Origin of the sequence: Nocardia higoensis, from assembly GCF_015477835.1 — a bacterium.
GTDB classification, from domain to species: domain Bacteria; phylum Actinomycetota; class Actinomycetes; order Mycobacteriales; family Mycobacteriaceae; genus Nocardia; species Nocardia higoensis_A.
Genome location: NZ_JADLQN010000007.1, coordinates 1 through 14,540, shown reverse-complemented (window position 1 = coordinate 14,540; position 14,540 = coordinate 1). Strand labels below are relative to the sequence as shown.

Below are 14,540 nucleotides of genomic sequence, written 5' to 3'. Positions count from 1 at the left end.
GCCGAGGAGCACAGGAACTCACGTTCGAAAACCGCACAGAGTGGTCGGGGGCATCGCGAAGAGCGGTGAGGCCCCCGCCGGGAACCGGTGAGGCGGTCAGGGCTCGCGACGGGTGTCCGCGCGGAAGGCGGCGTCGCCGATCTCGAGCACCGGGGCCAACCACGGGGTGAAAGCCCGGGGGTCGGCGCTCAGCAGGGTGCGGATCTCGGCCGGCTCGAGCCAGCGCAATTCGGCGACCTCGGCCGGGTCGGGCCGCATGGCCTCGGCGGTGGTGGCGCCGATGAACACGTGATCCCATTCGTGCTCCACCCGGCCGGTCGTCGCGTCGCTCGCGCGATAGCGGAAGACGCCCGCCTCGGTGAGTTCGGCGTCGAGCCCGAGTTCCTCTCGCAGCCGGGCGCGCGCGGCGTCCGCGAGGCCCTGCCCCGGTGCGGGATGGCCGCAGCAGGTGTTGGCCCACTGCAAGGGGAAGCGGGTTTTCACCGCTGCGCGCCGCTGCAGCAGCACCCGGCCCTCGTCGTCGAACAGCAGCACCGAGAAGGCTCGATGCAACTGGCCGGGCGCGCGGTGCGCTTCGGCGACCGGGCACTCGCCGACCGCGCGTCCTCGCTCGTCGACGAGCTCGACCAGCAGTGATTCGCGATCGGGGGTCGGCAGCACAGCGGTGTCGGTCATTGCCCCAGCGTATCGAGAACCGCGGTCGTCGCCCTCGCGGTGTGACCATCCTCAGGTCTCGAAACGGTCGTGGCTGACCTCCGATGCCCTCGCGATGTGGAAAGCTCGTCGTACGCGTCGGGATCGTAGGGGTGCGTGGCACAAGTGCAGGAGCGATCGTGAAGTTCAGTGCGAGTGGTGTGGTGGGACCGATGCGGCGTTTGATGGCGACCGCGCAGAACGGTCTGGAGGTGATCCGCTTCGGCGGATTGGCGCACGGTGTGGAGGCCTCTCCGTTCGAGGTGGTCGAGCGACGCCGCATGTACCGGTTGCGGCACTATTTCCCCGACGACGCGCCCCCCGGACGCCCGGTGGCGCTGCTGGTGCCGCCGCTGATGGTCAACGCCGACATCTGGGACGTCAATGCCGAGGGCGGCGCGGTCGGCATTCTGCATCGCGGTGGCATCGACTGCTGGGTGATCGACTTCGGGTCGCCGGCGGTGGAGGAGGGGGGCTGGCAGCGCGACCTGGCCGACCACGTACTGGCGGTGAGCAGCGCCATCGACACGGTACGCGCGGCCACCGGCGCCGAGGTCCATCTCATGGGCTACTCGCAGGGCGGCATGTTCGCCTACCAGACTGCCGCCTACCGGCACGGCCGCGGCGTGGCCAGCATCGTCACCTTCGGCAGCCCGGTCGACATCGTCAACGGCGTGCCCTTCGGACTGCCGTACGGCCTGGTCTCCGATGTCGCGGACTTCCTCGCCGATCATGTGGTGACCCGCCTGCCGATCACCGACTCCATGGTGCGGGTCGGTTTCCAGATGCTCGACCCCGTCAAGACCGCCAAGGCGCGCATCGATTTTCTGCGTCAGCTGCACGATCGGGAGGCGCTGCTGCCCAAGGAACGCCAGCGCCGCTTCCTCAACCGCGAGGGTTGGGTGGGGTACGCGGGGCCCGCGGTGGCCGATCTGCTCAAGCAGTTCGTGGCGCACAACCGGATGATGCTGGGCGGCTTCGTGATCCGTGATCAGCCGATCTCCCTGGCCGAACTGACTTGCCCCATCCTCGCCTTCGTCGGTGAGGTGGACGACATCGGCCAGCCGGCTGCCGTGCGGGGCATCGTGCGCGCCGCGCCGAACGCCGATGTCTACGAATCGTGTCTGTACGCCGGTCATTTCGGACTCGTGGCGGGCACTGTCGCGACCGAGCGGACCTGGCCGCTGGTACGGCGGTGGATCGAATGGGCGGGCGGAGATCAGCCCTTGCCCGAGGAGATCCACCCGATGTCGGAGAGCACCACCACCAACACTCGGCATTCGGCCGCCGACCGGATCGTCAGTTCCGCCTCGACCCTGGCGGAGGTGGGTGCGGGCGTGGGCAAGGTGTTCGAGGGACTGGCGGGCAGCGCCGTGCGCGGCTCGGTCGAGTTGGTGGGCGAAGCCGCCCGCGCGCTGCCCAGGCTGACCCGCTTGGGCATGATCCAGCCCGGTACCCGGATCTCGCTGGGCAGTCTGCTCGCCGAGCAGGCCAGGCGCGCGCCGCTGCGCGACTGCTTCCTGTTCGACGATCGCGTGCACACCAATGCCGCCGTCGACGTCCGGATCGACAACGTGGTGCGCGGCCTGATCGCGACCGGTGTGCGGCCCGCGACCCGGGTCGGCGTGGTCATGGAGACCAGGCCGAGCGCGCTGGCCGCCGTCGCGGCGCTCTCCCGGCTCGGCGCGGTGGCGGTGCTGCTCGCGCCCGGCAGCGAACTCGGTCGTGCGCTGGAGCTCACCGGAGCCCGGACTGTGCTGGCCGACCCGGAGAACCTGCGCCAGGTAGCCGCCACCGGCGCGCGGGTGCTCGTGCTCGGCGGCGGCGGCGACCGCGAGATCGACTTCCCGCCCGGGGCCGATGTCGTCGATCTGGAACAGATCGACCCGGCCGCCGTACGTGTGCCCGGCTGGTACCAGCCGAATCCGGGATTGGCGCGTGAGCTGGCTTTCGTGCTGGTCAGCGGTACCGGAGACCGGTTGGAGACCAAGTACATCACCAACTACCGTTGGGCGCTGTCGGCCTTCGGTACCGCCACCGCGGCGGACCTGGACCGTCGCGACACGGTGTACTGCCTTGCGCCACTGCATCATTCGTCGGGACTGCTGGTCAGCCTGGGCGGCGCGGTCGCCGGTGGCAGCCGGATCGCGCTGGCCCGCTCGCTGGATCCGCGCAGGTTCGCCGAAGAGGTGCATCGCTACGGCGTCACAGTGGTCACCTACACCTGGACGATGCTGCGCGACATCCTCGACGCCGAGGTGTTCCCCGCCGGGCATCCTCACCCGATCCGGTTGTTCATCGGTTCCGGCATGCCCGCGGGTCTGTGGCGGCGCACCGTCGAACAGTTCGCCCCCGCGCGGGTGCTCGAGTTCTACGCCTCCATCGAGGGCGATGTGGTGCTGGCCAACGTGCACGGCGTCAAGGTCGGCAGCAAGGGCCGTCCGGTGCCCGGCACCGCGCGCGTGGAACTGGTGTCCTACGATCCGGTCACCGCGACGATCCGCACCGACGACAACGGTTACGCCGCGCGCTGCGCCGACAACGAGGTCGGGTTGCTGATCAGCAAGGCCTCCGACGGCATCGACCTGTCCGCGGGCGGGCTGCGCGGGGTGTTCGCGCCGGGCGATGCCTGGGTGCCGACCGAGAACCTCTTCCGCCGCGACGGCGACGGCGACTACTGGTTGATCGACCGCGCCGACACTGTGGTGCTCACCGACCGAGGTCCGGTCTACGGTCAGCCGATCATCGACGTGCTCAACGACATCGGCGCGATCGACATGGAGGTCGCCTACGGCCTCGACGCGGGCGAGAAGACCTTGGCGGTCGCCGCGGTGTGCGTGCGCGAGGGCTGGCATCTCGAACCCAAGGACGTCTCCGAGGCGATGCGCGCGCTCGAACCGGCCAAGCGCCCCGACCTGGTGTACGTGGTCGACACGATCGCGCGCACGGCCTCCTATCGGCCCTGCGCGAGCGCGGTGCGGGCGGCGGGCCTGCCGCAGCCCGGGCCCGACACCTGGCGGTACCACCCCGACACCGAGTCCTACGAAGTGCTCACCGAGGCCGAGGCGGCGGAGTTGTTCGGCACCGAAGCGTGATCCGACTCATACCCTGAACTCGGTGACGGCGGCCAGCACCCGCTCGATCTGCTCGTCACCGAGACCGGGCCACAGCGGCAACCGCAGCAGTGTCGAGGAGAACTCCGCGCTGCGTACACACGCCCGCGGTGTGCGTCCGAGCTTCAATCCGGCCGGACTCGAATCCAACGGCACGTAGTGGAACGGCGCGCTCACCCCGCGCGCGGCCAAGTGCGTGATCAAATCGTCGCGATGCCGTTCGGTCGGCGTCCGCAGATAGAACAGGTGCGCGGTGTGCTCGCGATCCGGCGGCACCTGCATCAGCCGGATGTCGTTGCGCGCCGCCCATTCCGGCAGGCCCGAGGCGTAGGCGTCCCACACCCGGTGCCTGCCCGCCTGGATCAGCTCGAACTCGTCGAGTTGGGCGTCGAGCACGGCGGCATTGAGCTCGCTGGGCAGATAGCTGGAACCGATGTCCTGCCAGGAGTACTTGTCGACCGCGCCGCGCAGGAACCGGGCGCGGTCGGTGCCCTTCTCCCGGATGATCTCCGCGCGCGCCATCAGTATCTCGTCGGTGAGCAGCAGCGCCCCGCCCTCGCCGCAGTGCACGTTCTTGGTGTCGTGGAAACTCAGCGTGCCCATGGCGCCGAGGGTGCCCAGTGCTCGGCCCCGCCAGCGTCCGCCCAGCCCGTGTGCGTTGTCCTCCACGATCGCGATGCCGTGCGCCGCGGCCGATTCCGCCAATCCGGCCATGTCGGCGGCCACCCCGCCGTAGTGGATGACCACGATGGCTTTGGTCCGCGCGGTGATCGCGGCGGCCACCGATTCCGGATCGAGATTGCCGGTGGCGAGGTCGATGTCGGCGAAGACGCAGGTCGATCCGCGCAGCGCCATCGAGGTGGCCGTGGAGGTGAAGGCGAAGCTGGGCACGATCACCTCGTCGTCGGGCCCGAGTTCCAGCAGCAGTCCGGCCATTTCGAGCGCCGAGGTGCACGAGGTGGTCAGCAGGACGTGCGGCGCCTCGGTGATCGCGGCGAGCTTGGCGGTCGCGGACGCGGTGAACGGACCATCGCCGTGACTGTGGTCGGAGGCGAGCACAGCCGCGAGATTGTCCAGCTCCCGGCGCGCGCGATGGGGACGGCTGAAGATGATGCGCTCAGTGCTCACCCTGCTCGATTCCCCCGGTCGGTTCGCCCGTGGCGGCGGGGCGGGGCGTCGGTGTGCGCACGGTGAGGAACAGCGGCTTGCCGACGAGGATGTGCAGTGCCACGCCGAGATATTCGGCGATCATGCCCAAGGAGAACAGGATCGCGCCCGAGCACAACAGCAGGACGACGATGATCGACGCCCAGCCCTCCGGCGCCCAGTGCGCGGTGGTCAGCACCTTGAAAACGACATAAGCCGCCATGACGCCGCCTGCCAGCGCCAATGTCACCCCGAGCATGCTCACCACGCGCAGTCCGCGGGTACCGCTGCACAGCACCATCTTCCAGAACAGCGAGAAGAGCCGCCGGTAGTTGTAACCGGACTCCTCCCGGCCCTCCGCGCGCAAGGTGACCGGCTGCTGCGCGACCCGCCCGACCACCCAGGTCAGCGCGACGTCGAGGTAGGCGCCGTTGGAGGCGACTTCGGCCAGTTGCCTGCCGATGTCGCCGCGGATCAGGCGATAGCTCTCGAACCTCGTCGAGGCCGGGAAGGCGAACAGCGCCGCGAGCACGAGTTTCGCGCCCCGCGAGGTGACATTGCGCAGAAACCCGTGCGGCCGGGTGTTGACCGGCTTGGAGTAGACCAGGTCCGCGCGCTCGGTGAGTGCGGCGTCGAGGAAGCCGCCGATGCTGCCGGGATCGTGCTGGCCGTCCTCGTCCATCGTGACGATCCAGTCGCCGATCGCCACCGACATGCCCGCGATAGTGGCCGCGTCCTGTCCGAAATTGCGGCTCAACCAGATGGCGCGGACCTCCGGGTGGGTCTGCTGGAGTTGCTGTATCACCACGTCGGAGCGGTCCGGCCCGTTGTCGTGGACCAGGACGATCTCCTCGACCACGTAGGGGACACCGTCGGGAGTGAGGTGGGTGGTCGTGAGCCGGTGCAGTTCCTCGACCAACGCCGCGATGGTCTGCTCGCCGCGATAGACCGGCACCACCACCGAGATCGCATGTGGGCGATCGGCTCCGGGGCGGTCGGGTCGGTGCGTGCTCTCGGCATCGGAGTCCAGGCGTTCGACGAAGACCGGGCGCTCGACGGAATAGGAGCGTCCGGTGGCGGAGGGGCGCCCGGCGGGGCGGGGGCGCGTGGTGGGAATCGGCATCGACGGAATCGGCTTTCGATGATGGTGTGTGCCGTCTCTGTCGCCGTATACGGAACCGGTATACGGCGCAGAGGTGCGCGTCACTGTAACAGGGAAGGTCGCTCGTCAGCACGACGCGCGGGGCGCTTCCGGCCGAAATGATTCATTCGGAAGTTTCTGGTGGAGGACCGAATTCGGCATTTCGGATAAATCGGTCATGCTGACGGATGGGGCACCCATCTGTAATGTGTGGCAATCGTGACGGACAGTGCGGTGCGTGAGAGAACGGGGGAGCAGACTCCCCCGCCGGAGCCCGAATCCCCGGCTTCCGGAGCGGGAACTGCCGAGGTTCGCGTGGCCTCGGCGGATGAGCGGGAGCGCCGGGAAATCCGGCGGTGGGGCCTGGTCACCATGGCAGGCGTGATCGCCGGATACCTCGCGGTCCTGGCGGCCAACGCCAGGCACTATTTCACCGACGACACCGAATCCCAGTACTCCGCCCTGTGGATCGGGCTCGGGCGCTCGCTGCGTGAGGGCACGTTCCCGGTAATGGTTCCCGAACAGTGGATGGCCGGGAACAATACGATGGACGACGCGGGCCTGTTCAACCCGCCGCAATTGCTCATCGACCTCATCGCGCCCTCCATCGACAACATCGCGCTCTACGCGACCGTCGTGAAACTGATCTTCTCGATCATCGCCGGGTTGGGCGTCTACCGGATCTGTCTCGTCTACGGATCCCGGCCGGCGTGGGCGGCGGTGGCGGGCGTGGCCTTCCCGCTGTCGGGCTTCTTCCTGTTCTTCGATCAGGCCAGTTGGATGACCGCGCTCACCGGCACCGCCTGGATGCTGCACGCATGGGCGTCGGCGGTGCGCTACACCCGCGGCCTGTCCGGCCCGATTCCGGTCTTCGTCTTCCTCTACCTCACCATCACCGTCCAATACATCTTTCCCTCGGTCGAGGCGGTGCTGATGCTGGCGGCCGTCGCCGTCGGCGAACTGCTGTACCGCACGCCGTGGCAGGCGGTGCTGCGGCTGACGCTGGTCTCGGCCTTCGCCGGCCTCGCCGGGCTGCTGACCTTCCTGCCCAGCCTCCTGTCCGCGAAAGTGACCTGGCGCGGTGTCTCCGAAATCGTCAACGACCAATTCCTGACCGTGCCGTGGTCGGAATCGCTGAACGCCAGCCTGCCCAGCACCATGCCGGCCTATGTGTCCTGGTGGGGCTATGTGCAGCCGCTGCCTTCGACCTACATCGCCTGGTTCCTCGTTCCCGCCCTCGCTTTCGTCGACTGGCGCAGGGCCGAGCAGGCGTGGCGCGAACTGAGCGCGGTCGCGATCTTCACCGTGACCATGCTCATGTGGATCGCGGGCCCCGGCACGATCGGCCCACTGCGCTGGCCCGCACGGGTGCTGCCCATGCTGGCCATCGGCCTGCTGGTGCTGGTGTGCGTGCTGCTCAGCCGCTACGGCGCCTTCCGCGATCCGAAGAACCGCGCGATCGCGGGCGGTGTGCTGGTGCTGCTGCTGTTGGTGCGATCGGCCTCCGCCGATCCGGACGGCGCGCTCTGGCACCTGATCTCGGCCGTGGCGATCCTGGCGCTGGGCGCCGCCGTGGTCCGCCTGGCCGGAACGCGCGGCATCGCGGCCGCCTGCGCACTCACCATCGCGGCCATGTTCCCGATCGCCTACCTGCAGGTCCGCGCCGCCCAGCCCACACCGATGGCCTGGAACCTGCCCGCCGACCGCTCCGACGCCAAAGCAGCATTTCCCGAATTCCCCGGCACCACGATCCAACTGGGCGAACGCGGACTGCTCCAGGACCGGGACCGCCACCCCGACGCCGCCTACCGCTCGCTGGTGTTCGGCAACTACGCCCGCACCCTGGACCGGACCTACGTCAACGGCTACACCCCCACCGGCCACTTCTACTTCGGCGAACTGCTGTGCATGCGCTGGGACAGCAGTGTCTGCCCCGACGCCTACCGCCGCCTGTTCGCCCCCGAACAGGTCACCGGCCGCGCGCCGGTCGACCTGATGAACCTCGATCGCGTCGTCCTGCAGCGCGCGCTGTTCCCCGACGCGAGGAACCAGCCTGTGCCGGACGGCTGGCACTGGGTGGACCTGCCCGGCCACGAGGACTACATCGCCGTGCTCGAACGCGACGGCGGACCGATCTCGACGGTCAACGGCCGCATCTCGCACACCGAGGACGTCACGGCCGAGTCGATCTCGGAAACCGACACCACCAGCAGGCTGCGTGTCGACTCGCCCGACGGCGGCCTGGTGGTGTTCGCCCGGCTGGGCTGGCCCGGCTACCGGGCGACGCTGGATGGCGAGTCGATCCCGATCACCACGGTCGCCAAGAGTTTCGTCGCCGTCGAGGTCCCGCCGGGAACCGACGCCGCCGAACTCGTACTGACCTGGCGACCGCCCGGCTGGAAGATCGGCATCGCCACGATGATCGCCGGTCTCGCCGGTCTCGGAGTGCTCCAATGGTGGTATGTCCGGTCGCGCCGCCGCGTCGGCGACAGTACGGACTCTGCCGGTATCGACTCTGCCGGTGCTGCCGACTCCGTGGGCACCGTCGATCCTGCCGGGTCTGCCGGCTTCGTCGATACCGACGATCCGAGACCCGAAAGCCGACCGTGAACCGACGGGTGTCACCCCGTGAGTGGGGTCGCGTGAGCGCCGACGACGCACGTAGAGAGTGCGCGGTCAGTGGTCCGGTGGACGTCGGACCGGTGGATTCCGACGTCGCGCGGACCGGGCCCATCCGCTCTGACCTCATGAACGCCGACCGTGTGGACGCCGACCAGAGGGGCGCCGATCTCACGCACCCCGAGCCGACGCCGACCGTCCGGCGAGCCGACCTGATCCGGCGCACACTGCGCAGGCAGGAGGTCGTGTATGCCCTGGTCGGCGGCTTCAACACGGTGTTCGGCACGGCACTCACCGTGGCCTGGCTGACCCTCCTGCCCGACACCGCGTGGGCCCCGTCGGCGGCCGTCGCGCTCGCCTACGCGATCAGTGTCGTCGTCGCCTTCGGCCTGCACCGCACACTGGTCTTCCGGGTGCGCGGCCGGGTGCTGCGCGACTTCCTCGGCTTCGTCGCCGTGAATTCCGGGGGACTGGTGCTGAACATGGCACTGTTGTCGCTGGCGGTGACGGTGCTCGGGTTGCCGAAGGCGCCCTCGACGGTGGTGGTGATGGGACTGGTCGCGGTCGCCGGCTTCTTCGGCCACCGGCACATCTCGTTCCGCCGTCGGCCGGCCGTCGAGGCGAACAGCACGGTCCGGTAGGTTCAGCACCATGCCGGAGCGCACCGCCTTGGACCCCACCCTGCTCGAACTGCTGGCCTGCCCCCAGGACAAGGGCCCGCTGCTGCTCGTTGCCGACGATTCGGGCGCGGACATCCTCTACAACCCGCGTTTGCGGCGCGCCTACCCGATCGACAACGGCATCCCGGTGCTGCTCGTCGACGACGCCCGCGACGTGTCCGAGGCCGAGCACGAGAAGTTGGTCGCTCGGGCAGGGCAGTGACCGGCCGAGCCGCTCAGCTCGTTCCGGCGGCGATGTCGCCGGTGAGGTAGCGCTGCAGCGTCGGCCCGACCGCGGCGACCAGTTCGTCGAGCGGCATCGAGGCCAGCGGCTCCACGCCGACGATCTTGCGCGCCACCATGATTCCCGCCAGCTGCGAAGCGGCCAGGGCCACCCGGGCACGCCCGTCGTCGGCCTCGGTCGCGATTCGGGATCGCACCCGCTCCAGCACGACGTCCAGCACGAAACTGCGTGTGAGCCCAGGATCGGCGCCGGCCAGTAGGCTGCGCACCGCGGCGACGGCCGCGGGCCCGGCGGGGGAGTCCCAGATGGCGACGATGGTGCGCACGATCGCGGCGCCGAGCTCACCGACCGGCGCGGAGTCGATGACCGCGAGCACCGCCTGCGGGTCGACGGGCAGGTCGACCACGGCGGCGAACAGTTCCTGTTTGGCGCCGAAATAATGGTGTACCAGCGCCGGATCGACACCGGCGTCGCCGGCGATCGACCGGATCGAGGTCTTGTGGAAGCCGTTCTCGGCGAATCGTGCCCGGGCCGCGGCCAGGATCGCCTCCTTGGCCCCCGACCGCCCGCGTCGGCGACCGGACCTGCCCGGGCTCTCCGATTTCGCACCCGGCTCGTTCATGCGCTGCGCCGCCGTAGCGTCGCTGCGCCCATGACCAAGGCGATGACTGCGAAGGCCGCGACGATCAGCAGATCCCGCCACATCCGTCCGGTCGGCTCGGCATGAAGCGATACCTGCTCGAGGGCGTCGACGGCATAACTCAGGGGTAAGACGTCGCTGATGATCTCGAGCCAGCGCGGCAGCTGATCACGCGGCACCAGCAGTCCGCACAGAAAGATCTGTGGCGTGACCACCAACGGCATGAACTGCACCGCCTGGAACTCGGTGCGCGCGAACGCACTCGCCAGCAGGCCCAGCGCCACCCCGCAGATCGCGTCGACCACGGCGATCAGCACCACCCATCCGGCACTGCCCGCCGCCTCCAACCCGAGCAGCCCGAACGACACCAGACACGCCACGCTTGCCTGAGCGGCCGCGGCCAGCGAGAACGCGCTCCCGTAGCCGCCCAGCAGGTCCAGCTTCGACAGCGGCGTGGACAGCAGTCGCTCGAGCGTCCCCGAGGTGCGTTCGCGCTGCATGGCGATCGCGGTGACCAGGAACATCACGATGAACGGCAGGATGCCGAGCATGCTGATGCCGACCCGATCGAACAGCGCGCGTCCCTGGGACTGCGCCGGGGTCTCGGCATAGACGAAATACAGCAGCGTCATCATCACGGCGGGGACCACCAGGATCAGCACGACAGTGCGGTGGTCGTTGCGCAGTTGACGCAGGATCCGGCCGGTGGTGGCGGTGTAGGGGCGCAGAGTCGTCATGCGATCGGTCCCGTCGTGATCAGGGCGAGGAAGGCTTGTTCCAAGTTGCTCTCGCCGGTCTCGGCGCGCAGTTCGTCCGGGCTGAGGTGGGCCAGCAGCCGGCCATCGCGCATCAGCAGCAGTTGATCGCAGTAGTCGGCCTCGTCCATCACGTGACTCGAGACCAGCAATGTTGTGCCCCCGGCGGCGAGTTCGCGGAACTTCTTCCACAGTTCGACGCGCAGCACCGGGTCCAGACCGACGGTCGGTTCGTCGAGGATCAGCAGATCGGGCCGCGCGACCAGCGCGCACGCCAGGGAGGTCCTGGTCTGCTGCCCGCCGGAGAGTTCGTCGACGCGATCACGCATGTGATCACGCAGTCCGACGGATTCGATCGCCTCCTCGACATCGTCGCGATCACGCCCCGACAACGCGGCGAAATACGCGACGTTCTCCCGCACGCTGATATCGGGATAGACGCTGGGCGCCTGCGTGACGTAGCCGATCCGTCGGCGCAGTTCCCGTGCGCCCGCGGGGAGGCCCAGCGCGGTGACCCGACCCGAACGCACCAGCTGGGCGCCGACGACGCACCGCATCAAGGTCGTCTTGCCGCAGCCGGAGGGTCCGAGCAGGCCGGTGATCGAGCCGGTCGGGATCGTCAGCGAAACACCGTGCAGAACTTCGCGTTTCCCCCGTCGGACGATCAGACCCTCGATGTCGACCGCGGTCGCTCCGGGCTCGGAGCCGGTCGGCCGGGGGATGGGCTGCCCGGTCACGACGCCCTCAATTCATCGAGTGGTGAATTCATCATATGGCGAATTATGTGCCTCCGGTAGCGGCGACCGCAACCGGGCACCGTCCCGGCGTACCCGGCTGCGGCGTCAGGGATCAGCGGTGTCAGGGATCAGCGGCGTCGGGTATCAGCCCGGCATCTCCGCGACCACGAAGGACAGCTCGAGCGACCGCTGCGGTGTTCAGGCGCGGTCGCCGGCGGTCTCTCACGCGACGGGTATCGAGCACAATGGCCGCGTGTCCGCCGAAGAAATCGTCGCCGCCGAAGAACTGATCGTCGAACCCCCCGCCGCCGCTCGCCGCCTGCTCGGCGCCACTCTGCGCTCCGGCGCGACCGCGATCCGGCTGGTCGAGGTGGAGGCCTACGGCGGCGATCCGGCCGGCCCCTGGCCCGACCCCGCCTCGCACTCCGGCCGGGGACGCACCAGGCGTAATGCCGTGATGTTCGGTCCGGCCGGCCATCTCTACGTGTATCTGAGTTACGGCATGCACACCTGCATCAATGTCACGACCGGGCCCGACGAGACGGCGAGCGCCGTGCTGCTGCGCGCGGGCGAGGTGATCGAAGGCGTCGACCTCGTGCGTACCCGGCGACCCACCGCCCGAACCGACGCGGACCTCGCTCGCGGGCCCGGCAACCTCGGCACCGCCCTCGGCATCACCCTCACCGACTACGGGACGCCGCTGTTCGCCCCGGACTCGCCGATCCGTCTCGAACTCGCCGACCCTGTGCCCGACGAGGCGATCGCCAGCGGCCCACGTGTCGGCGTCAGTACCGCCGCCGACCGCCCCTGGCGCTTCTGGCTACCGTCCGCCCCCGCGATCTCCACCTACCGGCGCAGTCCCCGTGCCCGCTGAGACGCGCGCGCCGCACCGGTACTACCAGGTTCGACCCCGCCACGGGTTACGCTCCCGCAGTGGTCTGCGCTGCCGCCGGCGGCCTCGGCGCCGTGCCGCCGGAAGCCATCCGCTTCCGGCGGCACCTGCGCATCGGCGCAGGACAGTGGTGCGGAAAGATGGGACGGCGTGAGCGGCGACATCATCGATGAACTGACCTGGCGCGGACTGATCGCACAGTCCACCGACCTCGACGCCCTGCGTTCGGCACTGGCCGGTGGGCCGCTGACCCTCTATGCCGGGTTCGATCCCACCGCGGCCAGCCTGCACGCCGGGCACCTGGTGCCACTGCTGGCCCTGAAGCGCTTCCAGCGCGCCGGTCACCGGCCGATCGTGCTCGCCGGCGGGGCCACCGGACTCATCGGTGACCCCCGTGACGTCGGCGAGCGCACCATGAACTCCACCGACACCGTCGCCGAGTGGGCCGGCCGTATCCGTTCCCAGCTCGAGCGCTTCGTCGACATCGACGATTCGCCGACCGGCGCGATCATCGCGAACAACATGGACTGGACCGGCCCGCTGAGCGTCGTCGACTTCCTGCGCGACATCGGCAAGCACTTCTCCATCAACGTCATGCTGGCCCGCGACACCGTCAAGCGCAGGTTGGAGGGCGAGGGCATCTCCTACACCGAGTTCAGCTACATGCTGCTGCAGGCCAACGACTACCTGCAGTTGCGTCGCGCCTACGGTTGCCGGCTGCAGGTCGGCGGCTCCGATCAATGGGGCAACATCATCTCCGGTGTCGAGCTCAACCGCCGCGTCGACGGCGAGAGCGTGCACGCTTTGACCGTGCCCCTGGTGACTTCGGCCGACGGCAAGAAGTTCGGCAAGTCCACCGGTGGCGGCAGCCTCTGGCTCGACCCCGAGATGACCAGTCCGTACGCCTGGTACCAGTACTTCGTGAACACCGCGGACGCCGACGTCGTCAAGTACCTGCGTTGGTTCACCTTCCTCGGCCGGGAGGAGCTGGCCGATCTCGAGCAGGCCACCGCCGAGCGTCCGCACGCGCGGGAGGCCCAGCGCAGGCTCGCGGCCGAGATGACCACGCTGGTACACGGCGAGGAGAACACCAAGGCCGTGCAGCTGGCGAGCCAGGCGCTGTTCGGGCGTGGCGAACTGCGCGACCTCGACGAGTCCACGCTCGCCGCGGCGCTGCGCGAGACCGCAGTCGACGGAGAGGTCGCCCGGATCGCGCCCGGTACCGCGAACACGATCGTCGATCTGCTGGTGGCCACCGGGCTGTCCGACAGCCGGGGAGCGGCCCGTCGCACCGTCAACGAAGGCGGAGCCTCGGTGAACAACCAGAAGATCGCCGACCCCGAGTGGACCCCCTCCGAAGCGGACTACCTGCACGGACGCTGGTTGGTCGTGCGCAGAGGCAAGCGAAATACGGCCGGCGCGATGCGCTCGGAGAATTGATCTCGGTGGCTTGGGTCACCATTTCGCGGCCCAAGCCCCTTATGTCCCCGATCCCGAGCCGCTGACCTGCGAAATTACATGGCTGTAGTGCGGATTTGACGGAGAGTTCTCCGCCGCGTAACTTATTCAACGTCAGAGCGACACGGACACCGACCCGGAGCCGAGACGTCCAGCCGAGAGGCTCGGCGGGCGCGGAAAACGAGGTAGGACGAAGGGCGCCTGACATGCAGCGTAGACGCGGTACCGACCGGACTTGACTTCGGGAGGGACTGTGGTTAGGCTGGAAAAGTTGCCTCACAGAACAACCGGATAGCCGGTCGGATATGTGTGCGCCTGTTCTTTGAGAACTCAATAGTGTGTCGATGAATGTCAGTGCCAATTATTTATTGGTTCCGGCTCTTCACCCCCGTGGGGGGTCGGACATTTTTAGTCAGCTAATTTTCCGGCTGGCGATTGTTTTG

At 68.8% G+C, this 14,540-nt stretch carries 12 protein-coding genes; 6 read left to right on the top strand and 6 right to left on the bottom strand.

What is annotated here, in order from left to right; translation table 11 throughout:
• Nucleotides 1-96: 96 nt before the first annotated feature.
• Complete coding sequence (gene idi / locus IU449_RS25245; protein ID WP_195004657.1) at nt 97-675, bottom strand: isopentenyl-diphosphate Delta-isomerase; 579 nt, start codon at nt 673-675, stop codon at nt 97-99.
• A 191-nt stretch (nt 676-866) separates the two neighbouring features.
• Here idi and IU449_RS25240 point away from each other — a divergent pair, with 191 nt between their 5' ends.
• On the top strand, nt 867-3,788 hold the full coding sequence (locus tag IU449_RS25240) for an AMP-binding protein (protein WP_228805727.1): 2,922 nt from the start codon (nt 867-869) through the stop codon (nt 3,786-3,788).
• Nucleotides 3,789-3,794: 6 nt separating this feature from the next.
• Here the strand turns inward: IU449_RS25240 and rffA are convergent, their stop codons facing one another.
• Nucleotides 3,795-4,934: a dTDP-4-amino-4,6-dideoxygalactose transaminase gene (rffA, locus tag IU449_RS25235; protein WP_195004655.1), complete on the bottom strand. Its 1,140-nt coding sequence runs from the start codon at nt 4,932-4,934 to the stop codon at nt 3,795-3,797.
• On the bottom strand, nt 4,924-6,075 hold the full coding sequence (locus IU449_RS25230) for a glycosyltransferase family 2 protein (RefSeq protein ID WP_195004654.1): 1,152 nt from the start codon (nt 6,073-6,075) through the stop codon (nt 4,924-4,926). Before IU449_RS25230 ends, rffA begins: the two co-directional genes overlap by 11 nt.
• 390 nt (nt 6,076-6,465) lie before the next feature.
• Between IU449_RS25230 and IU449_RS25225 the strand changes: the two genes are divergently transcribed.
• From IU449_RS25225 to IU449_RS25215, 3 genes are all read left to right on the top strand, one after another.
• The gene (locus IU449_RS25225; protein WP_228805725.1) at nt 6,466-8,703 is read left to right on the top strand and encodes a hypothetical protein; all 2,238 of its coding nucleotides are present in this window, start codon (nt 6,466-6,468) and stop codon (nt 8,701-8,703) included.
• A gap of 137 nt (nt 8,704-8,840) precedes the next feature.
• Nucleotides 8,841-9,353 carry a GtrA family protein gene (locus IU449_RS25220; RefSeq protein WP_195004653.1) on the top strand — a complete coding sequence of 171 codons (513 nt, stop codon included), beginning with the start codon at nt 8,841-8,843 and terminating at the stop codon, nt 9,351-9,353.
• Between the two features lie 10 nt (nt 9,354-9,363).
• Complete coding sequence (locus IU449_RS25215) at nt 9,364-9,594, top strand: Trm112 family protein (RefSeq protein WP_195004652.1); 231 nt, start codon at nt 9,364-9,366, stop codon at nt 9,592-9,594.
• 13 nt (nt 9,595-9,607) lie between these two features.
• Here the strand turns inward: IU449_RS25215 and IU449_RS25210 are convergent, their stop codons facing one another.
• The 3 genes from IU449_RS25210 to IU449_RS25200 are packed head-to-tail and all read right to left on the bottom strand — an operon-like array spanning nt 9,608 to nt 11,747.
• Nucleotides 9,608-10,237, bottom strand: coding sequence for a TetR family transcriptional regulator (locus tag IU449_RS25210; protein ID WP_195004651.1), 630 nt, complete (start codon nt 10,235-10,237; stop codon nt 9,608-9,610).
• A complete protein-coding gene (locus tag IU449_RS25205) occupies nt 10,234-10,992 on the bottom strand; it encodes an ABC transporter permease (RefSeq protein ID WP_195004650.1) in 759 nt (252 codons plus the stop codon). Before IU449_RS25205 ends, IU449_RS25210 begins: the two co-directional genes overlap by 4 nt.
• Entirely contained in the window at nt 10,989-11,747 is a 759-nt protein-coding gene (locus tag IU449_RS25200) for an ABC transporter ATP-binding protein (protein ID WP_324188432.1), read from the bottom strand. The genes IU449_RS25205 and IU449_RS25200 overlap by 4 nt, the downstream gene beginning before the upstream one ends.
• A 253-nt stretch (nt 11,748-12,000) precedes the next feature.
• On the opposite strand from IU449_RS25200, the gene IU449_RS25195 reads away from it, so the two are divergent.
• A complete protein-coding gene (locus IU449_RS25195) occupies nt 12,001-12,621 on the top strand; it encodes a DNA-3-methyladenine glycosylase (RefSeq protein WP_324188431.1) in 621 nt (206 codons plus the stop codon).
• A 168-nt stretch (nt 12,622-12,789) separates the two neighbouring features.
• Nucleotides 12,790-14,079 (top strand): tyrosine--tRNA ligase, encoded by a 1,290-nt coding sequence (gene tyrS / locus IU449_RS25190; RefSeq protein WP_195004649.1) that lies wholly within the window; start codon nt 12,790-12,792, stop codon nt 14,077-14,079.
• Nucleotides 14,080-14,540 lie beyond the last annotated feature (461 nt).

What these genes read in the sequence shown, in the direction of transcription:
- idi (WP_195004657.1), bottom strand. Translation starts at nt 675, where the DNA reads ATGACCGACACCGCTGTGCTGCCGACCCCCGATCGCGAATCACTGCTG.
- IU449_RS25240 (WP_228805727.1), top strand. Translation starts at nt 867, where the DNA reads ATGCGGCGTTTGATGGCGACCGCGCAGAACGGTCTGGAGGTGATCCGC.
- IU449_RS25230 (WP_195004654.1), bottom strand. Translation starts at nt 6,075, where the DNA reads ATGCCGATTCCCACCACGCGCCCCCGCCCCGCCGGGCGCCCCTCCGCC.
- IU449_RS25225 (WP_228805725.1), top strand. Translation starts at nt 6,466, where the DNA reads ATGGCAGGCGTGATCGCCGGATACCTCGCGGTCCTGGCGGCCAACGCC.
- IU449_RS25220 (WP_195004653.1), top strand. Translation starts at nt 8,841, where the DNA reads ATGAACGCCGACCGTGTGGACGCCGACCAGAGGGGCGCCGATCTCACG.
- IU449_RS25215 (WP_195004652.1), top strand. Translation starts at nt 9,364, where the DNA reads ATGCCGGAGCGCACCGCCTTGGACCCCACCCTGCTCGAACTGCTGGCC.
- IU449_RS25210 (WP_195004651.1), bottom strand. Translation starts at nt 10,237, where the DNA reads ATGAACGAGCCGGGTGCGAAATCGGAGAGCCCGGGCAGGTCCGGTCGC.
- IU449_RS25205 (WP_195004650.1), bottom strand. Translation starts at nt 10,992, where the DNA reads ATGACGACTCTGCGCCCCTACACCGCCACCACCGGCCGGATCCTGCGT.